We start from the raw sequence: 26,449 nt of genomic DNA on the forward strand, positions 1-26,449 counted from the left end.
CGATGAAGCTGCCGCGCAAACGCGAGCCGGGCCGCGAACGGCGCATGCTCGGTCTCGCTTCGCTCGAAACCCGGAGTTGAGGTGCGCTGGGCGCGTAGGGGCGCGAGCTTTGGGCATTGTGCACGCGGTTCGTTGTGGTCGGCGGTTGTCCCGTCGATCGGTGATCAGTCGACCAGCGCACCGAGCACGATCGCCTGCAACACCCAAGCATTCATGCGCACCGTCCTAACTCCGTGTCGCGCTCAACAAAACTAGAACCGGTATCAATTCCAGGGCCGGTGCCCGTCGTCCAGCGCCGCCGCCATCTCCGCGCGCAGCGCGGGACCGGGTGCTCGACGACGTCGAGTACCCGGCCCCGGCCGTTCGGATTCTTACTTGTGCCGCCCGTGCAGGAACGGAACGAGCTTGCGCAGCAGCTTCATCGTGGAGTCGGTGCGGCTGTAGCTCAGCAGCGCCATTCCGGGAACGGTGAAGCGCTGCACCGCGATCGAGTGCGGGCGGGTGAACTCGCGCAGACCCGGCTCGCCGTGGATGCGGCCGATGCCGGAATCGCCGACGCCGCCGAAGGGCAGGCCGGGGATGGCGGCGAAGGCGAGCACGGAGTTCACCGAGGTGGCGCCGACGCGCAGCCTGCGCGCGATGTTCAGGCCGTTCTTCTTCGAGTAGACCGCCGAGGACAGGCCGTACTTGGAGTTGTTGGCCAGCTCGACCGCCTCGTCCACGCCGTCGACGGTGCGGATGGTGATGGTCGGGCCGAAGGTCTCCTCGGCCACCGCCTCGGAGTTCTCGTCCACGTCGACCAGCACGACCGGTTCGATGAACGGCGCCTTGACCGACTCGGGCCCGCCGAGCACCGCGGTGCCGCCGTTCTTCAACGCGTCCTCGATGTGACGGCGCACGATGTCGATCTGGCTCGGCATGGTCATCGGGCCGTAGGCGGCCTTGTCGTCCGAGCCGGGCTTGATGTCGGTGAGGATGCGCTTGACCTCGGCGACGAACTCCTCGCGCACCGAGCGGTCGACGTAGACCCGCTCGACGCCCGCGCAGGTCTGGCCGCTGTTGGCGGTGGCGCCCCAGGCGACCGCGTCCGCGGCGGCCTTGATGTCGGCGTCGGCGGCGACGATCACCGCGTCCTTGCCGCCGCACTCCAGCAGCACCGGGGTGAGCCGCTCCGCGGCGGCGGCCATGATCCGCTTGCCGGTGGCGGTGGAGCCGGTGAACGCGATCTTGTCGACCTCCGAGCGGACCAGCGCCGCGCCCGTCGCGCCGTAACCGTTGATCGTGATGAAGACGCCCTCGGGCAGCTCGGGATTGGCCGCGGCGAACGCGTCGGCGAGGAAGTTGCCGATGCCGGTGGAGTATTCGCTCGGCTTGAACACGACGGTGTTACCCGCGGCCAGCGCGTAGGCGATGGAACCGTTCGGCGTGTAGACCGGGTAGTTCCACGGGCCGATCACGCCGACCACACCGAGCGGGCGCTGCTCGAGCCGGGCACTGAAGTTCGACATCAGCGCGCCGGGGGAGACCTTCTTGGGTCCGAGCACCTTCTTGGCGTTCTTGGCCGCCCAGGCGATGTGCTCGAGCGCGAGCATCAGTTCCAGGAAGGCGTCGTCGAGCGGCTTGCCGTTCTCGGCGTGGATCAACTCGCAGAATTTCTCCGAGTCCTGCACCAGCTTGCTCGACCAGCGCAGCAGGTGCGTGCGCCGTTCGTCGAAACTCAGCGCGCCCCAGGTGGCGGCCGCGGCGCGAGCCTTGGCGACCGCGGCGGCCACCGCGGCGTCGTCGGCGATGACGTGCGTGCCGATCACCTCGCCTGTCGCCGGATTGACCGACGTCAGTGCCGTGTCGTGATCGGCCGGTTTGGTGTCGGTGGATGTCACAGTGGTTCTCCTCTTGCCGTCTCCGGTGGACGGTCGATGCGCGATGTCCGAGTGGACGGGCAGCCCGTCCTTCCGATGAGAGAATGCTATGCCACAACTCTCAACAGGTCACCAGCTGTGCGTCAATTGTCCCCGACTCTGTCGGTGGCGAGTGGGACTATCGGGATATGTGCGGACGATATGCGACCACGACCAACCCCGGCAGGCTCGCGGTCGAGTTGGATGCGATCGACGAGACCGACTCCGCGGAGCAGAGTTCTTTCACCAACTACAACGTCGCTCCGACCACCCAGGTTCTCACCGTGGTCGAGCGGCACGATCACGGCGGCGAGGACGACGACCCGAAGCGGCGGATCCGGCGGATGCGCTGGGGATTGATCCCGGTGTGGACCAAGGCCGCCGAGCCCGGTATCCCGGTGAAGGGCAAGCCGCTGTTCAACGCCCGCGCGGACAAGGCCGCCAGCACGCCCTCGTTCCGCGACGCCGTGAAGTACCGGCGTTGCCTGGTACCGATGGACGGCTGGTACGAGTGGGTCGTGGAGCCGAACGGCGAGAAGGGCGCGAAGGGGAAAGTCGCCAAGCATCCGTACTACATGGCCCACGCGGACGGTTCCCGCCTCTACATGGCCGGTCTGTGGGCGGTTTGGCGCGACCGGTCCCAGCCGGAGAGTCAGCCCCTGCTGTCGTGCACCATCCTGACCACCGACGCGGTCGGCGACCTGACCCGCATCCACGACCGGATGCCGCTGCCCATGCCGCGGCAGCACTGGGACGCGTGGCTGGATCCGGATCACCCGGCGCCCGCGAGCCTGCTCGAGACGCCGTCGGAGGAAGCGGTCGCCGATATCGTTGCCCGTCCGGTGCCCGCGCTGGTCAACAGTGTGCGCAACAACGGACCGGAACTGCTTGCCCGAGTGGAGGATCAGAAGGACGCCGAGCAGATCAGCCTGTTGTGATCGTTCGCTGTCGCACCGTTGTAGCCGCGTCGGCCGGGGGCCGCCGCTCCGGACCACGACATCGAGCGTGTTCCCCGCGTACGCTCGGCCGCCACACCACCGCGTAGCCGAGTCGGTGACTTCCCCGAGCCAGTCCACCGATACTCCGCGAACCGAGGGTGCCGGTGTGACCGCCTTGCGCGACCACACCGGCCCAACTACCGGTTTCGAGCGAAGCGAGACCTAGCATGTGCCGTTCGCGGCCCGGCTCGTGTCCGAGCGGCCGCCGCGTCCGCGACGAAGTCGCCAGCGGTGGTCGCTCGGACACGAGCCATAAGGGGGCCGCGAACACGCCGCGACGAAGTCGCGGCCGAAATTACAGCGAGCACTTCACGCTCGGTGAGGCGATATTGAGCCCGCATTTGATGATTCCGGCGACCAGGTCGATCAGCTTGGTGGTGACGTTGCCGCTGAGTTTCTCGGCCTTTCCGGACTTGTCGTCACTCTTCGATCCCTGACCGTCGAAGTCGAACACGGAATCGCTGACCTGCGTGACCGGCGAGGTGCCCGGCGAGGCGGCGGCCTCGGGCGCTAGCAGCGTTACCGGACCGAGAGCCAAGACGAGCGCTCCGGACAACGCGACGATCACGGCGCGCACACGCTGGTGCGTAGACATTCGCATCACATCCTCACGAGTCGGGTCGATCTGGCCAGTTCAGTAACGCACAGATCGCGCCGATGGTGGACGAATTACGCGGATGTCACGGGGGCGGTCACCGCGGCGGTCAACCGGATCAGGTCGGCGGGCGCCAGTTCGATCTCCAGTCCGCGCCGTCCGGCGCTGCACAGCATCCGGTCCCAGCGCAGCGCCGAGTCGTCGATCACGGTGGGCAGCGGCTTGCGCTGACCGAGCGGGGAGATGCCGCCGAGCACGTACCCGGTGGTCTTCTCCGCCCGCGTCTTGTCCGCCATGCTCGCCTTCGGCGCGCCGAGCGCCGCGGCCGCGGCTTTGAGCGACAGGGTGTTCGGCACCGGAAGCACGGCCACCGCGAGCGAGCCGGTGGCGAGTTCGATGACCAAGGTCTTGAAGATCTGCCCGGCCGCGACGCCGAGTTCGGCGCCCAGCGCGTCGACCGCCTCGGTGCCGTAGGAGTCGGCGCGCGGATCGTGCTTGTAGGCGTGCACCCGATGGGACACCTTCGCCTGGGTCAACGCGCGGATCGCCGGAGTCGAGCCTGCTGCCATGGCCAAACCCTAACGGCGGTCGTGGCCCGGCCTGCAACGGGATTTCCTGCGCGTTCACCGCGAGCGGGAGCAACCCGGGAACACCGGACGGGTCGCGCATGTTGTAGCCGGTACACCGCGCTCGGACTGGTTTCCAGCGCGTGAGCAGGCCCTATGGAGACGTGAAGGAGATGCCTGTGCCCGTGCTGCTCGACGACCGCCCGGTATGGACCGAGGTGTCCCCGGCGGACGGCGGATTCTCCTTCGATATGCCGATGCCGGTAGATTTGGCAGGTACGGCGATCGAAGGGACAGGTGTGACGAGCGACGATGACGTGGCGGCCGACGATGTCGGCGCCGTCGACGATGCCGAGCTGGCACAGCGGTTCGAACGGGACGCGCTCCCGTTGCTCGACCAGCTCTACGGCGCCGCGCTGCGCATGACCAGGAATCCGGCGGACGCCGAGGACCTGGTCCAGGAGACGTACGTCAAGGCCTACCAGGGCTTCAAGTCGTTCCGGGAGGGCACCAACCTGCGTGCCTGGCTGTACCGGATCCTGACCAACACCTACATCAACTCCTATCGCAAGAAGCAGCGCCAGCCCGCGCAGTATCCGACCGACGAGATCACCGACTGGCAGCTGGCCGCGACCGCCGAGCACACTTCGCAGGGTCTGCGCTCGGCCGAGGTCGAGGCGCTGGACGCGTTACCGGACGACGACATCAAGGCCGCGCTGCAGGAACTTCCCGAGGAGTTCCGCATGGCGGTGTACTACGCCGATGTCGAGGGCTTCCCGTACAAGGAGATCGCCGACATCATGGGCACCCCCATCGGTACGGTGATGTCCCGGCTGCACCGCGGCCGCAAGCAACTGAAGGGTTTGCTCGCCGATGTCGCGCGCGAGCGCGGTTTCAACCGTTCGGGGGAACGCCAGGAGGTCAAGCAGTGAGTACCGAACGGGACCCCGACATGGAGCTCGACTGCACGGCGGTGCTGGCCGACGTGTGGTTGATGCTGGACGGGGAGTGCGACGAGGCGACCAGGGCGCGGTTGCAGCACCACATGGAGCACTGCAGTCCGTGTATCGAGGCCTATGGCATCGAGGAGAAGGTCAAGAGCCTGCTCAGCCGTAAATGCGGCGGTGATCGCGCCCCCGAGTCCTTGCGCGAGCGCCTGACCATCGAGATCCGCCGGACGTTCGTGGTCGGGGAGAGCTCGGTCGACACCTCGGAGTAGCCGGTCGGTGAAACGTGAGCGGCACGCCTTCCCGCTGGAAGTGCGTGCCGCTTCGTGCTTTTCGAGCCGAGCGTCGCGCTCAGGCGTTGGGCCGCTTGCCGTGGTTGGCTGCGTTCCCCTTGCGGCTACGCTTCTTACGTCCGCGCTTACCCATGAGTAGTCTCCCTTCTGATTGAAGGCCATTCTTTCACGTGTGGTTGGCTGTACCGTCAGCGGATACAGGCCAACGAGTGAATGGGGTGCCATGGCTGAGGAAGTGCTCGCCGAGTTGGTGTCGGTCGTCTACCAGGTCGTCGCCAAGGAGGGCGACGAAGTCCGGGAGGGCGACACCCTGGTGATCCTCGAGTCGATGAAGATGGAGATCCCGGTGGTCGCGGAATCCAGCGGCACAGTGACTTCGATCGGCGTCAAGGAGGGCGACGCGATCAAGGCGGGCCACCTGATCGCGGTCATCTCCTGATCGATTGCGGCGGTAGATCTGCATGGCGACACTGAGCGAGCTGCTGGCCGAGCACACCGACCTCCCCGGGGTCGCCGTGGACCATCTGCAGCGGGTGGTGGGCGATTGGCAGTTGCTGGCCGATCTGTCCTTCGCCGATCTGCTGCTCTGGGTCGGTGCGGGCCCCGTGACGGAGGGCGCGGACATCGTGTGTGTCGCGCAGTGCCGTCCCACCACCGCACACACCGTGCACCAAGAGGACCTGGTCGGCACGTCCGCTGTGCAGGCCGAACATCCGCAGGTTTTCGAGGCGCTGGCAAGCGGCGATATCGTGCGAGCCGACAGCGACGTCGAGACTTCCGGCGTCTACCACCCGCGTCCGGTGCACGCCATCCGCGAGGCCATCCCCGTGCGCTGCGGTGACGACGTGATCGCCGTGCTGAGCCGGGACACCGATCTGCAACGCTCCCGAGTGCGCAGTCAGCTGGAGAGCGCGTACGTGGCGTGCGCGGACGATCTGTGCCAGATGATCGCCGACGGCACCTTCCCGACCACCGAGGATCGCGCGGCCACCCATTCCAGCCCGCGCGCCGGGGACGGCTTCATCCGGCTCGACACCGACGGCATCGTCGTCTACGCCAGTCCGAACGCGCTGTCGGCCTATCACCGGATGGGCCTGCAAGCCGACCTGGTCGGCCAGGATCTCGCCGTCACCACCCGGTCCCTGATCACCGATCCCTTCGACGCCCAGGAAGTGGTCGGCGACATCCAGGCCGCGCTGGCCGGGCGGACCGGCCGCCGGATGGAGGTCGAGGCGCGCGGAGCCACTGTGCTGCTGCGCACCCTCGTGCTGCGCCCGCACGGCGAGCTGGCCGGCGCCGCTGTACTCGTCCGCGACGTCACCGAGGTCAAGCGGCGCGATCGCGCCCTGCTGAGCAAGGACGCCACCATCCGGGAGATCCACCACCGGGTGAAGAACAATTTGCAGACCGTCGCCGCGCTGCTGCGCCTCCAGGCGCGCCGCACCGAGAACGAGGAGGCGCAGGTCGCGCTCACCGAATCGGTGCGCCGGGTCACCTCCATCGCGTCGGTGCACGAGATGCTGTCGATGTCGGTGGACGAAGAGGTCGATCTCGACGAGGTCGTCGACCGGCTGCTGCCGATCATGGCCGACGTGGCCACGGTGCACACCACGCGCATCAAGGTGCGGCGTGCGGGCTCGCTCGGGGTGTTCTCCGCCGAACGCGCCACCCCGCTGGTGATGGTGCTCACCGAACTGGTGCAGAACGCCATCGAGCACGCCTTCGATTCGGGCGAAAACGGCACGGTGACAATCCGTTCCGAGCGTTCGGCGCGCTGGCTGGACGTGATCATCAGCGACGACGGCCGCGGCCTGCCGCCCGGGTTCAGCCTGGAGTCCTCCGATCGGCTCGGCCTCCAGATCGTCCGGACCCTGGTCACCGCCGAACTCGGCGGTTCCATCGGCCTGCATCCCGGCGCCGATATCGGCACCGATGCCGTCCTGCGGGTCCCGCTGGGCCGTCGTTCGGGCCGCTGACCGGTCGGCGGTGGACGGATCCGCCGCGTCGGCACCGGTCGCGTGCGAACTCCCAGGACTTGTTGCTCGGAGGTCGCGGGCGGGCGCTACTCGGGTGCGGTCGGCGGCTTGCGGCACGGTATCCGTCCGAATGTCCGTATCGAGCGGAATGCGAGGTGCGGGCCGGATTCGCTACTCCTCCCATGCGCTGGAGAACCGACTACTTTCGCACAGGTCCCGCGCATTCGCGAGTCGAATCGCCGACCGGTCGCAAATGCCGCAATTGCCGTTGCACGCAACCGCATTGGTCGGTTCCCGTTTCCGCCGCGAAGCGAGACCGGGTATTTCCAGTTCGTGATACGGCGGGCATAAACAACACAGCCCGGCACCTATGGGTGCCGGGCTGAAATGCGTTACCGGGCCGGGCTGAATGGCCCGGTAATGCTGATCGTCTGGCTCAGACGACAGTGCGGGTGCGGGTGCGCGCGTTGCGACGCTTGAGCGCCCGGCGCTCGTCTTCGCTCATTCCACCCCACACGCCGGCGTCTTGTCCGGACTTCAGGGCCCAGGACAGGCAGTCGGCGGTTACGGGGCAGCGAGCGCAGACCAGCTTGGCATCGGCAATCTGCGCGAGCGCCGGACCACTGTTACCCACCGGGAAAAACAGCTCGGGGTCCTCATCGCGACAGATGGCCTTGTGGCGCCAGTCCATTCCTCTGCTCCTTTGCTGGGCGCCGCACGGGGCGCCTATGGGTTTGTGGTTCGTTCACTTGTGCGACTCGAATGTTTCCGCACGGTTGCTTGTGAATGCTTTCACGAACACCGTAGATGTCAATAGGCACGCGGTGCACCGTGGGGAAGCTCACGCTCTGAAGGCCCCCACAGGGGGAAGCCTGCCCGGTCCTTTGTACTCGCTCCACCGGGTTTTCGCAGCACTACCCGCGATGTTTTCGGGGGTGTTTCGCCCTCAGTGCGGCCGCGGAGCGACGACCGCGAGGACGTCGGGCACGGCAGTGAAATCCACCACGTTGCGCTTGCCGATGAAGTCGCCATCGATTTGCAGGCCGATGGGTTCTTTGGACTCGATTCGTACGGTGGGAACGTCGTCTTCGCGAAATAAATTGCGGGACTTGGGGTTTCCGTCGGTTGCGAGGAGCTGGCGCGCGAGCAGCAGGGTGGGGACGACGGCCATGGAGCGCACCGCAAACACTCCGAGCCCCGTTTCGAACCGGGTGCCGGGGTTGGTGTGCACCGGTGTGGCGTTCAGGTAAGTCCAGGGTGTGGTGTTGGTTACGAAGGCGTAGTGCACCCCGTCCACCGGATCACGGCCGGGAATTTCCACCTGAACGCCCGGTTCGTTGCGCTTTGCCCGGAAAAATTGCCGAACAGTCGTTCGAACATAGCGCGCGGGGGTGGCGGCGCGGCCGCGGGCGCGGCTGGCGTCGATCGCCTCGCACACGTCGGCGTCCAATCCGACGCCCGCGCTGAAACAGAACCAGCGGTCGTCGGCCAGTCCGAGACCGATTCGGCGATCGGTTTCCACCGTGAGCAGGTCGATGAGCTGATTGGTGGCGGTCACCGGGTCGGGGGAGATGCCGAGCGCTCGGGCGAAGACGTTGGCCGAGCCGCCGGGGATCACACCGAGGCGCGGCAACCAGGCTTGACCGTCGTCGAGGACCGGCAATGGCAGGAAGCCGTTGATGGTCTCGTTGACCGTCCCATCTCCGCCGTGCACGACGACGAGGTCCATCTCGTTGGTGGCCGCCCATTGGGCCAGTTCCGCGGCGTGGCCGCGGTGCTGAGTATGCGCAACGGTCAGCTGGGTGCGGCTCTCCAGCGCGTGCGCCAAGAGGTCCCTGGTCGCCGGCGTGGTGGAGGTGGCATTCGGGTTCACGATCAGCAGCGTCCGCACGATGGCAGCCTAGTTGGCCGCCGGCCCGCGCCGGAAAAGCGGCGAGCGGCGCCCCGTCTGCCGTCGCGCGGGCATACGCCAGGACGAGGGCGGCACCGAGCGGGTCGTAGGCTTGCCGCGTGAACGAGCGTCAGCGAGGGAAGCGAGGACACCGTGCGCCGTCGCGCACGACGGAGCCGAGTACGGGCGAGGCGCTGGCGTGAGCGACGAAAAAGCGGCAGCGGTGCCGACGACGGTGCGGGCGGCCGGCGCCCTGGTGACGCTGGAAGGCGTGGTCGCGGTGGGCGTCGCCATCGTGCTGGTGGCGCGCGGGCTGCTCGGTCACGATCAATCCACGACCAGCGGCTACGGCACCGCGGCCTGGTTCGGCATCCTCGGCGGCGCGGTGCTGGCCGCGGGCGCGGGACTGTTGCTGGGGAAACGCTGGGGGCGCGCGATCGCGGTGATCGCGCAGTTGCTACTGCTCCCGGTCACGTGGTCGCTGCTCACCGACTCGCATCAGCCGGTCTACGGCGCTGCGCTCGGGGTCGTCGCGGTCGCGGCGCTGGTGCTGCTGTTCGCGCCCGCGTCCACCCGCTGGATGGCTCAGGACTACGGGGTCGAGCCGGAATAGCCCCCGGCAGCCGCGCGCAGCGCCGCCCGGCAGAGCTGATCGGCATGGCGGGTGGTTTCCGGCAGTCGGTACCGCGGGGTCAGCGCCAGCACCTGAGCGCAGGCGGTGTCGAGGTCGATGCGATGGCCCACGGAGACGAACACCGGCTTGACGCCACTTCTGGTGCGCAACGCGCGCCCGACCACCACCGCGTCGATGGTGATGTCGGTGGCCGCGCCGCGTTCCGGGCCGGGTTCGGCATACTCGCCCCACACGGTTTTCGCCACGCCGATCGTCGGGATTCCGGTGAGCAGGCCGAGGTGGCAGGCGAGGCCGAAGCGGCGCGGATGCGCCAGTCCCTGCCCGTCGCAGACCAGCAGATCAGGTGCGCTGTCCAGTTTTCCGAGCGCGGCGAGGGTCGCCGGGATCTCCCGGAAAGCGAGCAGGCCCGGCAGGTACGGGAAGTCCGCGACGCCGTGCGCGACGGCGGAGGTGACCGGGTGCAGGGTGTCCGCCGCCAAGACCACGGCGGCCGCGGCCACCGCGCCGGTGTCGTGGTAGGCCGAGTCGAGTCCGGCCACCGTGCGGAACCGTGCGCCCGGCGGGGTCACGGGCGCGACCAGCGGCCGTAATTCGTCCTGCATCGCCATGGCCGATTCGGCGGTGGTGGGCCAGGCCCCGAGGTCGAGCGGCGGGAGCCAGGACATGCGCTACCGCGCCTCGGCGGCCAGCTTGCCGAGCGCGTCACCCGCCAGCCGATAGCCCGCCCATTCGACCTGCGCCACCGCGCCGATCGACTCGTAGAAGTCGATCGATGGCTTGTTCCAGGTCAGCACCGACCAGGCCACGCGGCTGTAGCCCTGGTCGACGGCCTCCTTCGCCAGAGCCGTGAGCAGTGCCTTGCCGTAGCCGTTGCCCCTGGTCTCCGGCTTGACGTAGAGGTCTTCCAGGTAGATCCCGTGCACGCCGTCCCAGGTGGAGAAGTTGAGGAACCAGATCGCGCAGCCCAGGAGACCCGACTCGTCCGCGACCACATGCGCGAACACCTTCGGCTCCGGCCCGAACAGCGCGGCGCGTAGCTGCTCGGCGGTGACCGTGCATTCGTCCCGCGCCTTCTCGTATTCGGCCAGGTCGTAGACGAGATCCACCAGGGCGGGCAGGTCGGAAGGGACCGCGCGGCGCAGGACGGCGGAGCCGAGGTCGATGGCGGTGGGGTCGGCGGGGCCGGTTCGGGTCACAGTGACGCTCCGTTGGGTACCAGGTTGTGCGCGCGGATCGCGCGCGCGTCGTGTTCATAGCCGAGCACGGTCAGCGCGCCGGTCGACATGGCGAACCGGCGGCCCTCCCGGACGTCGAATTCCGCCCAGCGGGCGATCAGTGCGCGGGAGAAGTGGCCGTGCCCCACCAGCACGATATCCCGCTCCGGCAGCACCGGCGGCACGGCGGCCAGCACCCGATCGGCGCGCTCGCATACCTGCTGGTCGGTCTCGCCGTCCGGGACCGGACCGGTCCAGATCGTCCATCCGGGCACGGACTCGCGGATCTGCGGAGTGGTCAGGCCCTCGTAGGCGCCGTAGTCCCATTCGGCGAGATCGTCGTCCACCACGGCGCCGGTGAGCCCGGCCAGCTCGGCGGTGCGTCTCGCGCGCAGCCGAGGACTGGTGCGTATCAACGGGTTTCGCAGTTGCAGCGTGGCGAGCAGGCTACCTGCCGCCTCGGCCTGCTCTTCGCCGCGCTCGGTGAGCGGGAGATCGGTGCGGCCGGTGTGCCGCCGCTGTGTGGACCAGCTGGTCTCGCCGTGCCGGAGCAGCACAACGCGGGCATCGTCGAGTGCGGACATGTCTCCATGATGGTCCACCGATGATCATGGCGGTGCGCTGGATCGGACGCCCACCGGTCCGAACCCGCGCCCACCGCCGGGGGCTAGGACTCGATCGGGTCCCCCAGTTCGAGCACCACCAGGGGAAGCGGCCGCGAGACCTTGGCCTGGTAGTCCGCCAGCAACGGATTGTTCGCCATCGCCCACGCCGCGAACTCGTCGTACTCGGCTCCCTCCAGCGCCCGCGCCGTGCCTCGATGGGTGGTGGGCCCCAACTCGACGGTGACGGCGGAATCGGCTTTCACGTTGTGGTACCAGGCGGGGTACCGGTCCTCGATGAACGAACTCACGTAGAGGGTTTCGCCACGGCGCAACAGGCCGAGCGGGACCATGTGCGTCTTGCCGCTCTTGGCTCCGGTGGTGGTGAGCAGGATCAGTTCACCGCCTTCGTACGCACCGCCGACCTTGCCCGCCTTGTCGCGAAACTCCTGGATGACGCCGTCGTTCCAGTGCGCGATGTCTTCGTCGGAGTACTGCTGGTTCCACGGCGCGTCCGGATCGTCGTAGGAGGTGATAGCAGCGCTGTTTTCGCTTGCGGCGGGCGTGGTTTCGCTCATGCCCCGAGTGTGCTCCACGGCACCGACAAGTTCGCCGGGCCTCACGCGAAGGCGTGCAGTTCGCCCTCGCGCAGTTCGAGTACGGTCGTACCGATCACGGTGAGGGAGATGGGGCCGCCGCCGTAACCGGGCCGCTCCACCGGGATGCGCCCCGCTTCGGCTCCCGTGGCAGGGTCGAGGACGGTGAGCGCGCCTGCGGTGGGCAGCAGCAGCTTTCCCGCCATCAGCGCCGGTGCGCCCAGCGCCGCGCCCGCGGTCCACAGCGGGTCGAAAGTGCTGCCGTTCAAGGCGATCACGCTGTTACCGGTGAAGACCAGATAGGCCGACCCGATGCGGGTGGTCGTCGCGGTCTGGCTCAGCGGTGCCGAAAGTTGATGCACCACAATGGGGTTGCCGTTCCCGTCGTAGACGGCCAGGCGCGGTGGCAGCGACTCCGCGCCGGTGGTGGCGCCGGGGAAGTAGAGCACGATCCGGCTGTCGGACACCGCGATCACCCGGGCTGCCGCGGCATCCGCTCCGGGACCGGTCAACACGTGCGAGCCGTACTCCTCCGGCACCGTGTTGTCCTTGGGGGCCGGGTTCAGCACGGTGAGCCGTTCGGCCGGGTCGGCGGGGCAGCGTTCCAGCACCGCGAGCCTGGACGGGCTGGAACCGGACGACAGCAGCGTGCAGCCCTTGCGCGGCTGGGTCTTGACGTTCACCGGGGCGTCGACGAAGCCGTACTCCACGGTGCGCACCAGGTCCGAGCGCCACATCTCCAGCCGCTGCGGTCCCTGCGCGAGCAGGTAGGTGCCGTCGACCGACAGCCGCACGTCGCGATCCATATAGCTGCTGCGCGCCGTGCGGCGGGCACCGCTGTCGCCCGCCAGCATCGTGGCCTGGCTGCACCCGCGCTCGTCGCGGTAGACCGCGATCACCATGCCGTACTGGCCCTCGACCCCGCACAGCGGCAAGTCGCGCCGGTACTTCCACAGCTGGTCACCGGTGCGCGGATCCCGGCCGGTGACCGTGTCGCCGTCGCCGGTCACCGCGACGCCGCCGGACACGAGCGCACGCGCGCTCGCGCCGTCCGGCGCGTGCCACAGTTCGCGCAGCGCGGCAGGCAGTTGATCGGCCGCCGCCGGGGTCGGCACCGTGGAGGAAGCGGTCACCGACTCGGTGCCGTGCGCGTCGCCGCGCACCCACACCAAGACCCCGGCGATCACCACGAGAACCGCGATCGCGACTGCGGAGATGATATCGGCGCGCGTCCGCCGCTCGGGTGCGAGCACGAAAGCGAGACTAGCCGATCCGAGCGATCAGGCCGAGGCCGCTGCCGCGGGCTCCGCCGCGCTCCCGGCGTCCTCCGCCGCCGCGTCGCCCTCGCCGGCACGACGGCGCCTGCGCCGACGGCGAGCGGGCCGGTCGGCGGTGCCGGTCTCGTCCGCGTCGCTGTCGTCCGAGCTGCCGTGCTCGTCCGATGCCTCGGTGCTCGGCTCGTCGCCGGCGGTGTTGTCGGTCCCTTCGCCGCTCGGCTTGCGCCGCCTGCGCCTGCGGCGGGCGGGCTTGTCGGCGTCGGACTCGGCCCCCGCCTGCTCCGAAGACGTGTTCTCGGCGTCCGCGGGCGAGTCGGTCTCGGCCGCGTCGGTGACGTTCGGCGTACCGTCGATCGGCTGCCCGGCGCGGGTGCGCCTGCGGTTGCGCTTGCGCGGGGTGCGGGCCGGGCGTTCGACCACGACCGCGTCCGCGTCGCGTTCCACTTGCGCCTTGCGCACCACGCCCGTCACGCCCTCGGGAATACCGAGATCGGAGTACAGGTGCGGCGAGCGCGAGTACGTCTCGACCGGGTCGGGGATGCCGAGGCCGAGCGCTTTGTCGATCGCCGACCAGCGGTTGAGCTCGTCCCAGTCGATCAGCGTGATCGCGACGCCGGTGCGTCCCGCTCGGCCGGTGCGCCCGATCCGGTGCACGTAGGTCTTCTCGTCTTCCGGGCACTGATAGTTGACGACGTGCGTGACGTCGTCGATATCGATGCCACGCGCCGCGACGTCGGTGGCGACCAGCACGTCGATGGTGCCCTTGCGAAACTTGGTCAGCGCCTTCTCGCGGGCGATCTGCCCCAGGTCGCCGTGCACCGCGCCCACCGCGAACCCGCGCTCGGCGAGGTCGTCGGCCACCTTCTGCGCCGTGCGCTTGGTGCGCGTGAAGATCATCGTCGCGCCGCGGCTCTCGGCCTGCAGGATGCGCGCGATCAACTCGCTCTTGTCCAAGGCGTGCGCGCGATAGACGAACTGCGCGGTGCGGTCGTGCACCGCCGAGTCGTGCGGCTCCTCGGCCCGGATATGCGTGGGGCGGGTGAGGAAGGTGCGCGCCAGGGTGATGATCGGCCCGGGCATGGTCGCGGAGAACAGCATGGTCTGGCGCTTGTCCGGGACCATGCCGAGGATGCGCTCGATATCCGGGAGGAAGCCCAGGTCGAGCATCTCGTCGGCCTCGTCGAGCACCAGCACGCCGATCTTGCCGAGGATCAGGTGCTGCTGATCCGCCAGGTCCAGCAGCCGGCCGGGCGTGCCGACCACCACGTCGACACCCGCGCGCAGCGCCGCGATCTGCGCCTCGTAGGGGCGGCCGCCGTAGATGGACGCGACGCGCAGCGGGCCCTGGTGATTGGTCAGGTACTTGCTCGCGTTCTCCAGATCCTTGGTGACCTGGATGCACAGCTCGCGCGTCGGCACGATGACCAGTGCGCGCGGGGTGCCGTCCAGTGGCGTCGTGCCCGATTCCGCGGTCGCGATGCGGTGCAGCAGCGGCACGCCGAATCCGAAGGTTTTACCCATACCGGTACGGGCCTGACCGATGAGATCTTCCCCGGCGAGCGCCAGCGGAAGGGTCAGTTCTTGAATGGCGAAAGTACGTTCGATTCCGATCTCGCCGAGTGCGCGGACGATTTCCGCGCGCACGCCCAATTCGGTGAAAGTCGGGGCGGTGTGCGTTGCGTCCAACTCGGCCGTCAACAGGGTCTCCGCCAGACCTGGTTCCTGATCGACTGTGATCTTGCTCAGGGTTCGTGCCTTCCTCGTAATCACGTCCCGCGCGCACGAGGTGGGGCGGACCGGGCGGTCCGCGACGACCACGACTCCGCAGGCGATACTTCACCCGGCCACGCTCCGGATGCCGGGCGCCTGCCGGGATAAGCGGCGGCTACCTCGCAAAACATCGGCGCGGCGCACTGGTGACGCGGATTGGTGCGCGCACATTTTCCTGTCCAACGAAAACTTCGCACCCGAAACCGGTCAGCGGTCGCAGCGGCGTCTCCGCGATGTGCGTGAGCGCGACGTCCGGCAACTCTGTCGAGCGAAACTTTCCGTTGTCCGACGCGATTGTAGCGTGATATTGTGCGTCGCTCGAATTGCCACTGCGGCGCGCTCCCGAAAATCCGCCGGACCCGTCGCGTGCTTTCGCCGCATCGCGCGCCCACGTACGCTGCGCCACATGGGAATTCATCCGGCCCGGCAAATCTGGGCGACGCTCGAACCGCTACACGATGTGGTCTATTTCGGATCCGGCGTCAAGGAGGCGGGCGTCGGTATCGGCCTGCGCGGCTACTGGCAGACCTACTTCGCTTTCCGCGCCGCGCCGCTGGGCGCGGTGACACCCGCGATGGTGCAAGCGGTCTTCGCCGGATTCCACCCCGACATGGTGCGGCGCGCGCTGCCGGAGGCGTGGGAGCGGGCGACGCCGCAGACCTGCCTGACCGCCCGGCTCGACCTGGCCACCGGTCTGCTGCGCGGCATCGGCGCGGGTGACGCGGTGTGCGCTCGCGCGGTGGAGTTGCTCACGCCCGCGCAGCGAGAGGCCGACCCGACCGGCCGGGCGCTGTTCGCCGCGAACGCGGACCTGCCGCTGTCGTCCGACCCGGTGGCGGCGCTGTGGCAGCTGAGCACCTCGCTGCGCGAGCACCGCGGCGACGGTCATGTCGCGGCCTTGGTCACCCACGGTCTCAGTGGACGTCAAGCGCTGGTCGCCCAAGTGGCCGCGGGTAAGGCGCCCGAATCGGTGATGCGTCCCGCGCGCGGGGTTTCGGAGGCGGAGTGGGCCGATGCCTTCGACGAGTTGCGCGCCAGGGGCTTGGTGGAAGGCGAACCGGTCACACCCACCCTCACCGGCAGCGGCGCGCAGCTGCTCGCCGAAGTCGAGGCCGAGACCGACGACGCGGCGTGGACCGGCGCGCTCGCGGTGTTGTCGGCCGACGCGATCACCGAACTCACCACGTCGCTCGAGCCGCTGGTGCGCAGCGTGCAAGAGGCCGTGGTCCCGCCGCTCAACCCGGTCGGCATGGGCCCGCGGTAGCGCGCTCCGGGGCTTGCCTGTTACCGGCGGTACCGGCATATGAGACTCTCTTCGATGTGAGCCTTGCCGACACTGTCACCCTCGCCGCGCGCAACGCGTGGGCACTGACCTTCGGCTCCGGCATCGAGGCGCCGGACCCGACTCCCGCAACGATCCTGTGGGACCAGCCGCATCGGCAACTGCGGCGCTTCGAACGGGCGGACGCCACGGCGCCGGAAGGGGATTCGGCCGTCTTGCTGGTCCCACCGCTGGCCGCGCCCGCCAGCTGTTTCGACCTGCGGCCCGACCAGAGCCTGGCGCGCTTCCTGCTGGAGATCGGCCGCAGCCCGTATGTCGTCGACTACGGCGAGATCACCTTCGCCGACCGCCGCATGGGTTTCGAGGACTGGATCGATGACATCCTGCCCGAGGCGGTACTGCGCACCAGCGCCGATCGCGACGGACAAGCGGTCGATCTGGTGGGCTGGTCACTCGGCGGCACGCTGGCCTTGCTGACCGCCGCGGCGCACCCCGAGCTGCCCATCCGGTCCATCACGGCTGTCGGCTCGCCGCTGGACTACGACCGGATGACCGGCGTGCCGCAACTGCGCGCCGTCGCGAAACTCACCGGCGGCCGGGCCACCTCCACCGTCATCCGCGCGGCCGGTGGCGTTCCTGCGACACTGACTCGAATCGGCTACCGCGTCACCGCCTGGGACCGCGAGCTGACCCGGCCGTGGTTCGTCGCGAGCAATATCGCGCGCACCGAGGCGCTGGCCAAGATGGAGACGATCGATCGGTTCATGGCCGAGATGCCCGGGTACCCCGGCCGTTTCTACGGCCAGCTGTGGGGCCGGTTCATCCTCGCCAACGACATCGGCCGGGGTGTCCTCGTGCTGGGCGGACGCCGGATAGAACTGGCGGATGTGACCGCGCCGGTCCTGCTGGTGGGCGGGCCCTCCGACGTGATCACCCCGGCTCCCGCCGTCGAGGCGGGCGCCCGCGTGCTCACCGGAGCGGCGATGGTCCGCTACGAGAGCGCCCCCGGCAGCCACTTGGGCATCCTGGCCGCACCGACCGCGCGTGACACGACATGGAGTTATCTCGAGAAGTTCCTGGCCGAGACCGCCTGATTCGCCGTGAGTATTACGCTGGGGCACATGGGAGCACAGTCACCTGCCGCGTCAGGTGTTTCGTCGACCGACCCAGCAAACCTCTTCATCCCCGCGAGTCATCCCGGCGTGACGGACCTGTTCGCGGTGCTCGCCTACGGCGAGATCTCCGCGTTCTACCGGCTGGCCGAGGAGGCCAAGCTGTCGCCGACCCTGCGGGGCAAGGTGGCGGTGGCGAAGATGGCCGCGGCGGAGATGGAGCATTTCAAGACGCTGGAGTCCGCGCTGGCGGCGCGGGGCGCCGATGTCTTCGACGCCATGGCGCCTTTCGTGCGCGCGCTGGACGATTATCACACCTCCACCGACCCGTCGACGTGGCTCGAGTCGATGGTGAAGTTCTACGTCGGTGACGGCATCGCCGCGGACTTCTACACCGAGATCGCGGGCGCGCTGACTCCCGATGTCGCCGCGGTGGTCCGCGACGTGCTCGCCGAGACCCGGCACTCGGAGTTCGTGGTCGAGGAGGTGCGCCGCGCGGTCACCGAGAGCCGCTCCGAACGCGACCGGCTCACCCTGTGGGGCAGGCGGCTGCTCGGCGAGGCGATCACGCAGGCCCAATACGTCATGGCGCAGCGCGACGAACTCACCGACCTGGTGCTCACCGCGACCGGCGACCTCAACGGCATCGCGGCGCTGATCGAACGAATGCAGGACAGCCACGCCGAGCGCATGGCGGTACTCGGCATCTGAGCGCGGGCTACGCGTTCGCCGCGCGGTTGGGTACCAGCCGCAAGCCGGGCGCGTGCGTGCTCGCCCGGTCGGCCAGCCAGACGACGACGCTCTGGTCGCGGTCGGCTTCCAGGGTCTCGAACGGTACCTCGACGATGCCGTGCACGGGATGGTCGAGGTGCAGCATCCCGGAGCCCGCGGCGCCGACCCGATGCGGTTTCCAGCGCTGCGCGAATTCCGGCAGTTCGCGCAGCGCCTCGATCGTCTCCAGCAGTGCGTCGTCGCCCGGCCAGTGGATTCTGGCGCGGCCGAGCGCGGCGGCGAAGGCGTCGGCGGCCTGCTCCCAGTTGCGCAGGACGCGTCGCGCCGCGGGATGGGCGAAGGTGTACCACGCGAGGTTGGGCCGGTCGGCTCCGTCCAGCAGCCCCAGTGGGGCGACGAAATCGCCCCACGCCTGGTTCCAGCTCAGCACGTTCAGCCTCCGGCCGACCACGAAGGCCGGCGTCGGATGCAATGCCCGCAGGATGGTCTCGATCGTCGGGGCCACCTCCTCCGCGGCGGATTCGTTGCCGGGACACCGGGATTCGTTGCCCGAGGTGAGTGCGAGCATGCTGAAGTGCTGGCGTTCGTCGCCGCTCAGCAACAGTGCGTCGGCCAGGGCGTCGATCACCGCGACCGACGGGTTGGTGTCGCGTCCCTGCTCCAGCCGGGCCAGGTAGTCGGCGCTCATCCCCGCTCGGACGGCGACCTCTTCGCGACGCAGGCCGGGGGTCCGGCGGCGGCCGCCCTCGGGCATGCCGACGTCCGACGGCCGCAATTCGGCGCGACGCGCGATGAGGAATTCCGCGAATCCGTTACGAGCCATGTGTCCCATCGTGCCCGGTCCGAGGACGGTTATCCGCGCCCTGTCAGGTCCAGGATAACGGCGGTCTGGCTAGCGGACCGTGGTCCGTTCATTGTCGGAGGTATGACATCTACCTCGGAATCCACCGCGTTGAAAACCGGTTCGTGGGCACTCGACACCGCGCACTCCTCGGTCGCCTTCACCATTCGTCATCTCGGCATCTCCAAGGTGCGTGGCGGATTCACCCGGTTCGAGACCGAATTCGTGGTCGACGAATCGGGCGCGGCCACCATCGGCGCGACGATCCACCTGGACTCCTTCGACACCGGCAACGCCGACCGCGACGCCCACATCCGCACCGCCGACTTCCTCGACGTCGCCAACCGTCCCACGCTGACCTTCCGCGCCACCCGGCCGGTAATCGTCGCGGAGACCTTCGAGGTCGAGGGCGAGGCCACGCTCGGCTCGATCACCAAGCCGGTCACCCTGGAGGTCGAGTGGGGCGGCGTGCAGGACTTCGGCCCGACCGGCGACCGGCACGCGGGCTTCTCCGCCACCGGCGCCATCAAGCGCACCGACTTCGGCGTCGGCGGTGCCCTGCCCGGCATGCTCGGCGACACCGTCAAGATCGAATTGGAGATCCAGCTCATCGAGCCGAAGTGAATGCCGTCGGCGGCCCCCACTAGCCTGGACTCGACAGCACAGGACTCTCAGGTTCGGAGGTTGGCCGTGGAGGTCAAGATCGGTATTTCGGATAGCCCGCGCGAGCTGGTGATCAACAGCGCGCAGACCCAGGACGAGGTCGAGGCGCTGGTGTCCGGTGCGTTCGGCGGCGGCGACGGTGGCGTCTTGTCGCTCTCCGACGAGAAGGGCCGCAAGTTCCTGATCCAGGCGTCGAAGGTCGCCTACGTCGAGATCGGTTCCACCACCGGCGGCCGCGTCGGTTTCGCCGCGGTCTGATTCCCGGTCCGGCCCATACGCAATCGAGCCCCTGCCCCCGACAGCTCGGGGACAGGGGCTCGTTCGTCGTCGTGACCGCTCAGTCGATCGGGTGCAGCGGCACGTGCTTCAGGCCGCCCCACGCGAGCGAGACGGTGGTGTCGACCGCCTCCTCCTTCGGAATCGGCCGATCGGCCTCCAGCCAGTACCGCGCGGTGAACTGGCTCGCGCCGACCAAGCCGACGGCCAGGATGCGGGCACGGTAGGGGTCCAGGCCGGAGTCGTGCGCGACCAGGTCGAACACCGCGTCCACGCAGGCCTCGGTGGCCTGCTCGACCCGGCGCTGCACCTGCGGCTCGCTGGTCAGGTCGGACTCGAAGACCAGTCGGAAGCCCTGCATCTCGTTGTCGACGAAGTCGAAGTACGCCTGCACCGCGGCACGCACACGCTGCTTGTTGCTGGTGGTGGAGCGCAGCGCTTGGCGGACGCTGGACACCAGCATGTCCACGTAGTTCTGCAGCACCGCGAGATAGAGCTCCAGCTTGCTGCTGAAGTGCTGGTACAGCACCGGCTTGCTCACTCCGGCGCACTGCGAGATCTCGTCCATGCCTGCGGCGTGGTACCCGCGCTGTACGAAGACTTCGCTTGCCGCCGCGAGTAGCTGTTGACGTCGCTCGTCGCGCGGAAGCCGGGTACCGCGTTTGGCGGGTGCCATGGCCTCGGACGACGATCTACGGGACGTCATCCGGTCCACGAGGTCAGTCATTTCGGCTCTCCCAGTCGATTCCCCGGCAAAGGGGTGTGCACCGGGTTATCTCATGAACGATACCCGGTTGTCGCCCGCCCGCGGATCGGGGCCGGGCAACTGGTGCCACCCGGAAAGGATTCTCGCACCGACCGGGCCGCCAGGTGTGCCCGTGAGTGGGGATTCGCTGCTGTGAGACGCTGGGGAACGTGACCGACCGACCGGAGAGATCCCCCGCCGGACGGCGCGGTGCGCGCCGCCCGGCTGGCTCCGGCGCGTCCGGTTCCGTAGGGTCGGACCACATGGCGAGAACCTGGCCAGAGGCGCGATCCGATGGTGCGGCTCGAACCGGCGCGGCCGAGCGGTCGGGGGCAGGCGGCGGGTCACCCGGTCGCGGGAAGAAAGAGCGCAAGCGCCGCAAACCGCCCGAACCCGTTGTGTCGCAGCCCGATCCGGAGCAGCCCGATCGAGACGCCGTCGAGGTCTACGACCCGCTGGGTCTCTACTCGCACAAGGCCGAACGATCCCATCAGCCGCTGCGCGCCCGTTGGGATCCCACTTCCCCCGACGACGGCAGGGACCGCGGCCGCCCCGAGCGCGACGCCAAGAAGCAGAGCGCGCTCGGCAGATTCGTCTCGACCTACGGCTGGCGGGCGTACGCGTTGCCCGTGCTGGTCGTGCTCACCGTCCTGGTCGTCGTAGACGCGATCCGCGCCGCCGACCCCGACAGCATCGCGGGCTCGGATCCGGGGCTCGGGCGCCTCAGTACGGCCACCGCCACCGCGGGCATCATCGGCGCACCGCCGGGCGACGGGCACTTCTCCACCGATCTACCCGCCGGGGCACTGCCCGAGGGCGGCGCGTTCGCCGAGACCGGCGCGGGCGACTGGCACGTGGTGCCCGGCACCACCGCCCAGGTCGGCACCGGAACCACCACGGTCTTCCGCTACACCGTGGAGATCGAGAACGGCGTGGACACCTCCGGCTTGGGCGGTGACGAGGCCGTCGCCAAGATGGTCGACTCCACCCTGGCCAATCCGAAGAGCTGGGTGCACGACCCCAAGTTCGCGTTCCGCCGGGTCGATCAGGGTGACGCCGACTTCCGCGTCTCGCTCTCCTCCCGGGGATCCAGCCGCAAGGAATGCGGTTTCGACATCCCGATCGATACCTCCTGCTACAACGCCGACGACCGCCGCGTGGTGCTGTCGGACGTCCGCTGGGTGCGCGGCGCGCTCGCCTTCGAAGGCGACATCGGGTCCTACCGGCAATACCTGATCAACCACGAGGTCGGCCACGCCATCGGCTACCACCAGCACCAGCCGTGCGAGACCGACGGTGGGCTGGCTCCGGTGATGATGCAGCAGACCTTCGGCACCAAGAACGACGACATCGCCTCCCTCGATCCGCACGGCGTGGTCCCGATGGACGGCAAGCACTGCCGCTTCAACCCCTGGCCCTACCCTCGGGGATAGGCGGCCTCCGGGATACGGAACGATGGGCGGGAAGAACGGCCCGGTCGCCGGTGTTGCACAGTTGAGCCAGCCCGATACGGGCGTCACACCGCCGCAGCGATCGGCCAAGCGATTCGAGGAGTCCTGGACGTGTCATCACCCAAGTCCCTGCCGCCACTTGTCGAGCCGGCCGCGGAGCTGACCAGGGATGAGGTAGCCCGCTACAGCCGACACCTGATCATCCCCGATCTCGGCGTGGACGGGCAGAAACGTCTGAAGAACGCCAAGGTGCTGGTGATCGGCGCGGGCGGTCTCGGCTCGCCCGCCCTGCTGTACCTGGCCGCCGCGGGTGTCGGCACGCTCGGCATCGTCGAGTTCGACGAGGTCGACGCCTCGAACCTGCAACGCCAGATCATCCACGGCGAATCCGATATCGGCCGCCCCAAGGCCGACAGCGCGCGTGATTCGATCCTGGAGATCAACTCCGGCATCGACGTCCGGCTGCACAAGATCCGGCTGGAACCGGAGAACGCGATCGAGTTGTTCCGCGAGTACGACCTGATCGTCGACGGCACCGATAACTTCGCCACCCGCTACTTGGTGAACGATGCCGCGGTGCTGGCGGGCAAGCCGTATGTCTGGGGCTCGATCTATCGCTTCGAGGGCCAGGTCTCGGTGTTCTGGGAGGACGCGCCGGACGGGCGCGGCATCAACTACCGCGATCTGTACCCGGAGGCCCCGCCGCCCGGCATGGTTCCGTCCTGCGCCGAGGGCGGTGTGCTCGGCGTGCTGTGCGCGTCCATCGGTTCGGTGATGGTGACCGAGGCCATCAAGCTGATCACCGGCATCGGCGAGCCCCTGCTGGGGCGGCTGATGGTGTACGACGCACTGGACATGAACTACCGGACCATCAAGCTGCGCCGTGACCCGGAGCGTCAGCCGATCACCGAGCTGATCGACTACGAGGCGTTCTGTGGCGTGGTGTCCGAGGAGGGCCAGGCGGCCGCGGCCGGGTCCACCATCACCGCCCGCGAGCTCGAGGAACTGCTGGCATCGGGCAAGCCGATCGAGCTGATCGACGTGCGCGAGCCGGTCGAGTGGGACATCGTGCACATCGAAGGCGCCAGGCTGATCCCGAAGGACCGCATCCTGTCCGGCGAGGCCTTGGCCGAGCTGCCGCAGAACCGTCCGATCGTGCTGCACTGCAAGACGGGCGTACGCTCCGCCGAGGCCTTGGCCGCGCTCAAACGCGCGGGCTTCTCCGACGCCACCCACTTGCAGGGCGGCGTGATCGCCTGGGCCAACCAGGTGGACAAGTCGCTGCCGGTGTACTGAGGCGAACACGGCGCGCCGAAGGCGCGCCAAATCAGACACGACGTACCGTACGGCCGTGACTTCTGTGGAACCTCCCGAGCATGTGCGTGCCACGTTCGGTCTGCGCGAAGTGACCCCGGTGCCGATCGGCGACTGGGAAGGCGGCTGGCGCTTCGGTGACGTGGTGCTCAATCCGGTCGCCGATCACGCGCGCGCGGCGTGGTCGGCGAAGATCCGCGAGACGCTGAAGGTGGACGGGCTGCGGCTGGCGCGTCCGGTGCGGGCGACCGACGGCCGCTACGTGGTATCCGGGTGGCGCGCGGACACCTATCTCGAGGGCGCGCCCGAGCCACGGCACGACGAGGTGGTCTCGGTGTCCCTGCGCCTGCACCAGGCGACGGCGCATCTGGAGCGCCCGCGTTTCCTCGCGCAGCCCCCGGTCGTGCCGTGGGTGGACGTGGACGTGTTCGTCGCGGCCGATCGCGCCGCCTGGGAGCCGGTGCCGCTGCGCAGCCTCCGCGCGGGCGGCGCTTCGCTGTCGACGTCCCCGGACGGGCGGCGCAGCATCGAACTGATCGGTCAGCTGGCCACCCTCCGCAAACCGGTGCAGACGCCGCCGCAGCTGGTGCACGGCGACCTGTTCGGCACCGTGTTGTTCGCGGGCGCGCAGGTCCCCGGCCTCACCGACATCACGCCGTACTGGCGGCCCGCGCCCTGGGCGGCGGGCGTGATCGTGGTGGACGCACTGGCGTGGGGCGGCGCGGACGACGGGTTGCTCGAACGCTGGGCGGACCTGCCGGAGTGGCCGCAGATGTTGTTGCGCGCGGTCATGTTCCGGCTCGCGGTGCACGCCCTGCACCCGAGGTCGACGCCGCAGGCGTTCCCGGGTCTGGCGCGGACCGCGGACATGGTGCGCCTCACCCTTTGAGCCGTTCTTCCCGCTGTTCACCGAACCTTCGTGCGGTGACACGTCGATTTCCGCGACCGAGTGTCGGTGGCGGCACCGGCGGCGCTGCGCGCCTCGGCGACCAAACGCCGCTGAGTGCTCGCACCCGTGCGAAACGGCCGCCGCGGGCGTCGCGAGTTGCCAATGCCGGGAATGCCCGATACTCGGCCGTAGAGATGGGTGTGCCGCCACAACGTCCGGCGGTCTCGGCCGAGTGAGGTTACGGATGCTGTTTGTCGGCCTGCGGAGAACGGCCGTGTGGACCGCGCCGGGTGGAGGGCGTGCATGACTACTTTGAGTGACATAGATCTAGAAGACCTTCCGCATCCCGCCTATGCCAGCGAGGGTCTCAATGCGGTTGTCGACGCGGCCAATGTGTACATGCAGAACGCGGTCGTGCTGTTCGCGTCCGGGTGGGACGGTGGGCAACCGGACATGATCGCTTGGCTGGCGGATAAGAAGCTGCTGAGCGCCGACGGCCGCAAGCTCACCAAGGATGGCGCCCAGACGCTCGATCCCGGATCGTCGGTGCTGGTCGACAACTACGACGACAAGCGCGGTGCGTTCCGGGACAAAACGTCACAACTGCAAGCGCAGAACGACGGTGTGAACGAAAGCGCCATCGCGAGCTTCGACACCTCCAACAAAGCGTTCCAGGATGTCAAAGGGATCGTGGCCGGGCTCAAAACGGAGTTGAGTCGCGAACCGGGGGAGCACCAGCTGACCCGTCTGCCCGATGGGAACTTGCACTTGACCGCCGCCGAGGAGAATCGGCTGTTACAGCTGATCTTGGAGGGCGTGGACCGTGTGCACGACACGATCGAAGACGCGGACAGCGGTATGCAGAGGGACGCGGGCGATATCTACAAGATGATTCCCGACCTTCCGCGCAACCCCTATGGCAACGCGCCGGATGTCGGGTCCCGGTCTCCGTGGGCGCCGACCGCGAGCAACGCCACCTGGACCCGAGGTACGGGAACTCCGGACGACATCGTCGCGAAGGCACGAGAGCAACTGGCGCTCGGTGTCTCCGAAAGCGGAGGCAACAACGTCCCCATGTTCCGCGGCCCGGACGGCAAGCTCTACAAGGCCCCGTACAACATCAACGACGCGTGGTGCGCGGCCTTCTCCACCTGGACGTGGGATCAGGCCGGTTACAACGTCGACTGGACCAACAAGAACTATGTGCCGTCCATCTGGAACGACGCCAAGCACATGGGGTTGGCCTCGAATATCTCGAATGCCCAGAAGGGGGACATGATCATCTTCGACTGGGAAGGCGACGGAACCCCCGACCACGTGGGAATCGTGGAGTCCGTGGATCCCCGAACCGGCCGGATCACCACCATCGAAGGCAATTCCAGCGATCAACTGAAATCCAACAGCTATTCCATGAACGCGGGATCGCTTGTCGGCGTGGTCAAGCCGCCGTCCAACAACGCCGCGCGGGCGTCCTGACGGTCCTGCTCGCGGTATCGGACGGGATCGCGGTGGGATTCCAGCCGGTGTCCGTCCGGACGCGTGCGCTTCTTTCCGACCGTGGCGGTGCACCGAACCGGTGGCGGCAGACTTCGCCGCGCACGTTCCGGTGCACCGCGCACGGAGCGGCACGACAACTCCGTGCGCGGTGCCCCGAATCGCGCGAGGGCCTGTTCAGATCGAAAGATCGTTCACCGAGGCGGCCTCATTGCCGGACACGTTGATGCCCAAATTCGCGGCAGTGCGATCGATCTCGTCGTCGGCGTGCTGGAACTCGATGGCCGAACCCGCGGAGAGCACCTCGACGTTGAGGCACAGCGACTGGAGTTCCTTGAGCAAGACCTTGAACGATTCCGGAATGCCCGGCTCCGGGATGTTCTCGCCCTTGAC

Annotated in this window: 29 protein-coding genes; 15 read left to right on the forward strand and 14 right to left on the reverse strand. The window is 68.5% G+C overall.

The features are described from left to right. Positions 1-371: 371 nt before the first annotated feature. Positions 372-1,880, reverse strand: a complete 1,509-nt coding sequence (locus ABZ803_RS34915) for an aldehyde dehydrogenase family protein (RefSeq protein ID WP_357046103.1) — start codon at positions 1,878-1,880, stop codon at positions 372-374. Positions 1,881-2,047: 167 nt separating this feature from the next. Between ABZ803_RS34915 and ABZ803_RS34920 the strand changes: the two genes are divergently transcribed. Further along, complete coding sequence (locus ABZ803_RS34920) at positions 2,048-2,836, forward strand: SOS response-associated peptidase (protein ID WP_357046105.1); 789 nt, start codon at positions 2,048-2,050, stop codon at positions 2,834-2,836. A gap of 355 nt (positions 2,837-3,191) precedes the next feature. Here ABZ803_RS34920 and ABZ803_RS34925 read toward each other — a convergent pair whose 3' ends face one another. Both ABZ803_RS34925 and ybaK read right to left on the reverse strand, forming a co-directional pair. Continuing rightward, entirely contained in the window at positions 3,192-3,491 is a 300-nt protein-coding gene (locus tag ABZ803_RS34925; RefSeq protein ID WP_357046107.1) for a hypothetical protein, read from the reverse strand. A gap of 74 nt (positions 3,492-3,565) precedes the next feature. Further along, a complete protein-coding gene (gene ybaK, locus ABZ803_RS34930; protein WP_357046109.1) occupies positions 3,566-4,060 on the reverse strand; it encodes a Cys-tRNA(Pro) deacylase in 495 nt (164 codons plus the stop codon). 170 nt (positions 4,061-4,230) lie between these two features. Here ybaK and ABZ803_RS34935 point away from each other — a divergent pair, with 170 nt between their 5' ends. The 4 genes from ABZ803_RS34935 (at position 4,231) to ABZ803_RS34950 (ending at position 7,273) form a co-directional block, all read left to right on the forward strand. Continuing rightward, positions 4,231-4,989, forward strand: coding sequence for a sigma-70 family RNA polymerase sigma factor (locus ABZ803_RS34935; protein WP_245664031.1), 759 nt, complete (start codon positions 4,231-4,233; stop codon positions 4,987-4,989). Between the two features lie 20 nt (positions 4,990-5,009). Continuing rightward, positions 5,010-5,276, forward strand: coding sequence for a mycothiol system anti-sigma-R factor (rsrA, locus tag ABZ803_RS34940; RefSeq protein ID WP_357046147.1), 267 nt, complete (start codon positions 5,010-5,012; stop codon positions 5,274-5,276). 244 nt (positions 5,277-5,520) lie between these two features. Further along, the gene (locus ABZ803_RS34945) at positions 5,521-5,736 is read left to right on the forward strand and encodes a biotin/lipoyl-binding carrier protein (RefSeq protein WP_040869187.1); all 216 of its coding nucleotides are present in this window, start codon (positions 5,521-5,523) and stop codon (positions 5,734-5,736) included. Between the two features lie 22 nt (positions 5,737-5,758). Beyond that, a complete protein-coding gene (locus ABZ803_RS34950; protein WP_357046112.1) occupies positions 5,759-7,273 on the forward strand; it encodes a histidine kinase N-terminal domain-containing protein in 1,515 nt (504 codons plus the stop codon). 436 nt (positions 7,274-7,709) lie between these two features. Here the strand turns inward: ABZ803_RS34950 and ABZ803_RS34955 are convergent, their stop codons facing one another. After that, positions 7,710-7,964, reverse strand: coding sequence for a WhiB family transcriptional regulator (locus ABZ803_RS34955; protein WP_011211115.1), 255 nt, complete (start codon positions 7,962-7,964; stop codon positions 7,710-7,712). 255 nt (positions 7,965-8,219) lie between these two features. Further along, entirely contained in the window at positions 8,220-9,164 is a 945-nt protein-coding gene (locus ABZ803_RS34960; RefSeq protein ID WP_357046114.1) for a diacylglycerol kinase family protein, read from the reverse strand. 199 nt (positions 9,165-9,363) lie between these two features. On the opposite strand from ABZ803_RS34960, the gene ABZ803_RS34965 reads away from it, so the two are divergent. Beyond that, positions 9,364-9,777: a hypothetical protein gene (locus tag ABZ803_RS34965; protein WP_357046116.1), complete on the forward strand. Its 414-nt coding sequence runs from the start codon at positions 9,364-9,366 to the stop codon at positions 9,775-9,777. On the opposite strand, the gene ABZ803_RS34970 is transcribed toward ABZ803_RS34965, so the two are convergent. From ABZ803_RS34970 to ABZ803_RS34995, 6 genes are all read right to left on the reverse strand, one after another. Next, positions 9,756-10,463: an endonuclease V gene (locus tag ABZ803_RS34970; protein ID WP_357046118.1), complete on the reverse strand. Its 708-nt coding sequence runs from the start codon at positions 10,461-10,463 to the stop codon at positions 9,756-9,758. The two genes, ABZ803_RS34965 and ABZ803_RS34970, sit on opposite strands and share 22 nt — an antisense overlap. A 3-nt stretch (positions 10,464-10,466) precedes the next feature. Then, positions 10,467-10,994 carry a GNAT family N-acetyltransferase gene (locus ABZ803_RS34975; protein WP_357046120.1) on the reverse strand — a complete coding sequence of 176 codons (528 nt, stop codon included), beginning with the start codon at positions 10,992-10,994 and terminating at the stop codon, positions 10,467-10,469. After that, entirely contained in the window at positions 10,991-11,596 is a 606-nt protein-coding gene (locus tag ABZ803_RS34980) for an acid phosphatase (RefSeq protein WP_357046122.1), read from the reverse strand. Before ABZ803_RS34980 ends, ABZ803_RS34975 begins: the two co-directional genes overlap by 4 nt. Positions 11,597-11,679: 83 nt before the next feature. Beyond that, positions 11,680-12,192 carry a nitroreductase/quinone reductase family protein gene (locus ABZ803_RS34985; RefSeq protein ID WP_357046124.1) on the reverse strand — a complete coding sequence of 171 codons (513 nt, stop codon included), beginning with the start codon at positions 12,190-12,192 and terminating at the stop codon, positions 11,680-11,682. 41 nt (positions 12,193-12,233) lie between these two features. Continuing rightward, positions 12,234-13,463: a hypothetical protein gene (locus ABZ803_RS34990; RefSeq protein WP_357046126.1), complete on the reverse strand. Its 1,230-nt coding sequence runs from the start codon at positions 13,461-13,463 to the stop codon at positions 12,234-12,236. 27 nt (positions 13,464-13,490) lie between these two features. Beyond that, entirely contained in the window at positions 13,491-15,200 is a 1,710-nt protein-coding gene (locus ABZ803_RS34995) for a DEAD/DEAH box helicase (RefSeq protein ID WP_357046149.1), read from the reverse strand. Positions 15,201-15,663: 463 nt separating this feature from the next. Between ABZ803_RS34995 and ABZ803_RS35000 the strand changes: the two genes are divergently transcribed. The 3 genes from ABZ803_RS35000 to ABZ803_RS35010 are packed head-to-tail and all read left to right on the forward strand — an operon-like array spanning position 15,664 to position 18,362. Continuing rightward, complete coding sequence (locus ABZ803_RS35000) at positions 15,664-16,521, forward strand: hypothetical protein (protein ID WP_357046128.1); 858 nt, start codon at positions 15,664-15,666, stop codon at positions 16,519-16,521. Positions 16,522-16,577: 56 nt separating this feature from the next. Next, positions 16,578-17,633, forward strand: a complete 1,056-nt coding sequence (locus tag ABZ803_RS35005; protein WP_357046130.1) for an alpha/beta hydrolase — start codon at positions 16,578-16,580, stop codon at positions 17,631-17,633. A 27-nt stretch (positions 17,634-17,660) separates the two neighbouring features. Further along, positions 17,661-18,362 (forward strand): ferritin-like fold-containing protein, encoded by a 702-nt coding sequence (locus ABZ803_RS35010; protein ID WP_062973750.1) that lies wholly within the window; start codon positions 17,661-17,663, stop codon positions 18,360-18,362. Positions 18,363-18,369: 7 nt separating this feature from the next. Here the strand turns inward: ABZ803_RS35010 and ABZ803_RS35015 are convergent, their stop codons facing one another. After that, positions 18,370-19,206, reverse strand: a complete 837-nt coding sequence (locus ABZ803_RS35015; RefSeq protein ID WP_357046132.1) for a helix-turn-helix transcriptional regulator — start codon at positions 19,204-19,206, stop codon at positions 18,370-18,372. A 102-nt stretch (positions 19,207-19,308) separates the two neighbouring features. Here ABZ803_RS35015 and ABZ803_RS35020 point away from each other — a divergent pair, with 102 nt between their 5' ends. Then, positions 19,309-19,848 (forward strand): YceI family protein, encoded by a 540-nt coding sequence (locus ABZ803_RS35020; RefSeq protein ID WP_357046134.1) that lies wholly within the window; start codon positions 19,309-19,311, stop codon positions 19,846-19,848. Positions 19,849-19,914: 66 nt separating this feature from the next. Next, positions 19,915-20,145 carry a DUF3107 domain-containing protein gene (locus tag ABZ803_RS35025; RefSeq protein WP_040869214.1) on the forward strand — a complete coding sequence of 77 codons (231 nt, stop codon included), beginning with the start codon at positions 19,915-19,917 and terminating at the stop codon, positions 20,143-20,145. A 79-nt stretch (positions 20,146-20,224) separates the two neighbouring features. Here the strand turns inward: ABZ803_RS35025 and ABZ803_RS35030 are convergent, their stop codons facing one another. Continuing rightward, the gene (locus tag ABZ803_RS35030; RefSeq protein WP_040869167.1) at positions 20,225-20,890 is read right to left on the reverse strand and encodes a TetR/AcrR family transcriptional regulator; all 666 of its coding nucleotides are present in this window, start codon (positions 20,888-20,890) and stop codon (positions 20,225-20,227) included. 281 nt (positions 20,891-21,171) lie between these two features. Here ABZ803_RS35030 and ABZ803_RS35035 point away from each other — a divergent pair, with 281 nt between their 5' ends. The 4 genes from ABZ803_RS35035 to ABZ803_RS35050 all read left to right on the forward strand — a co-directional run bounded on the left by ABZ803_RS35035 (position 21,172) and on the right by ABZ803_RS35050 (position 26,038). Continuing rightward, positions 21,172-22,341, forward strand: coding sequence for a DUF3152 domain-containing protein (locus tag ABZ803_RS35035; protein WP_357046137.1), 1,170 nt, complete (start codon positions 21,172-21,174; stop codon positions 22,339-22,341). 129 nt (positions 22,342-22,470) lie between these two features. Then, positions 22,471-23,655: an adenylyltransferase/sulfurtransferase MoeZ gene (gene moeZ / locus ABZ803_RS35040; protein WP_357046139.1), complete on the forward strand. Its 1,185-nt coding sequence runs from the start codon at positions 22,471-22,473 to the stop codon at positions 23,653-23,655. Positions 23,656-23,710: 55 nt separating this feature from the next. Then, entirely contained in the window at positions 23,711-24,562 is an 852-nt protein-coding gene (locus tag ABZ803_RS35045; RefSeq protein WP_357046141.1) for a TIGR02569 family protein, read from the forward strand. Between the two features lie 303 nt (positions 24,563-24,865). Continuing rightward, positions 24,866-26,038, forward strand: coding sequence for a CHAP domain-containing protein (locus ABZ803_RS35050; protein WP_357046143.1), 1,173 nt, complete (start codon positions 24,866-24,868; stop codon positions 26,036-26,038). Positions 26,039-26,233: 195 nt separating this feature from the next. On the opposite strand, the gene ABZ803_RS35055 is transcribed toward ABZ803_RS35050, so the two are convergent. After that, positions 26,234-26,449, reverse strand: a 216-nt coding sequence (locus ABZ803_RS35055) for a hypothetical protein (protein ID WP_357046145.1), incomplete at its 5' end; no start/stop codon positions are given.

It is taken from the genome of Nocardia sp. NPDC047648, assembly GCF_040642815.1.
In the GTDB taxonomy this organism is placed as follows: Bacteria; Actinomycetota; Actinomycetes; order Mycobacteriales; family Mycobacteriaceae; genus Nocardia; species Nocardia gamkensis.

Bases quoted from the DNA above. Each gene is read 5' to 3' on its own strand.
- ABZ803_RS34950 (WP_357046112.1), top strand. From the start codon at position 5,759: ATGGCGACACTGAGCGAGCTGCTGGCCGAGCACACCGACCTCCCCGGG.
- ABZ803_RS34925 (WP_357046107.1), bottom strand. From the start codon at position 3,491: ATGTCTACGCACCAGCGTGTGCGCGCCGTGATCGTCGCGTTGTCCGGA.
- ABZ803_RS34920 (WP_357046105.1), top strand. From the start codon at position 2,048: ATGTGCGGACGATATGCGACCACGACCAACCCCGGCAGGCTCGCGGTC.
- ABZ803_RS35030 (WP_040869167.1), bottom strand. From the start codon at position 20,890: ATGACTGACCTCGTGGACCGGATGACGTCCCGTAGATCGTCGTCCGAG.
- ABZ803_RS35050 (WP_357046143.1), top strand. From the start codon at position 24,866: ATGACTACTTTGAGTGACATAGATCTAGAAGACCTTCCGCATCCCGCC.
- ABZ803_RS35010 (WP_062973750.1), top strand. From the start codon at position 17,661: ATGGGAGCACAGTCACCTGCCGCGTCAGGTGTTTCGTCGACCGACCCA.
- ABZ803_RS35035 (WP_357046137.1), top strand. From the start codon at position 21,172: ATGGCGAGAACCTGGCCAGAGGCGCGATCCGATGGTGCGGCTCGAACC.
- ABZ803_RS34935 (WP_245664031.1), top strand. From the start codon at position 4,231: ATGCCTGTGCCCGTGCTGCTCGACGACCGCCCGGTATGGACCGAGGTG.
- rsrA (WP_357046147.1), top strand. From the start codon at position 5,010: ATGGAGCTCGACTGCACGGCGGTGCTGGCCGACGTGTGGTTGATGCTG.
- ABZ803_RS35000 (WP_357046128.1), top strand. From the start codon at position 15,664: ATGGGAATTCATCCGGCCCGGCAAATCTGGGCGACGCTCGAACCGCTA.
- ABZ803_RS34985 (WP_357046124.1), bottom strand. From the start codon at position 12,192: ATGAGCGAAACCACGCCCGCCGCAAGCGAAAACAGCGCTGCTATCACC.
- ABZ803_RS35020 (WP_357046134.1), top strand. From the start codon at position 19,309: ATGACATCTACCTCGGAATCCACCGCGTTGAAAACCGGTTCGTGGGCA.
- ABZ803_RS34945 (WP_040869187.1), top strand. From the start codon at position 5,521: ATGGCTGAGGAAGTGCTCGCCGAGTTGGTGTCGGTCGTCTACCAGGTC.
- ABZ803_RS34970 (WP_357046118.1), bottom strand. From the start codon at position 10,463: ATGTCCTGGCTCCCGCCGCTCGACCTCGGGGCCTGGCCCACCACCGCC.
- ybaK (WP_357046109.1), bottom strand. From the start codon at position 4,060: ATGGCAGCAGGCTCGACTCCGGCGATCCGCGCGTTGACCCAGGCGAAG.
- ABZ803_RS35015 (WP_357046132.1), bottom strand. From the start codon at position 19,206: ATGGCTCGTAACGGATTCGCGGAATTCCTCATCGCGCGTCGCGCCGAA.
- ABZ803_RS34955 (WP_011211115.1), bottom strand. From the start codon at position 7,964: ATGGACTGGCGCCACAAGGCCATCTGTCGCGATGAGGACCCCGAGCTG.
- ABZ803_RS34980 (WP_357046122.1), bottom strand. From the start codon at position 11,596: ATGTCCGCACTCGACGATGCCCGCGTTGTGCTGCTCCGGCACGGCGAG.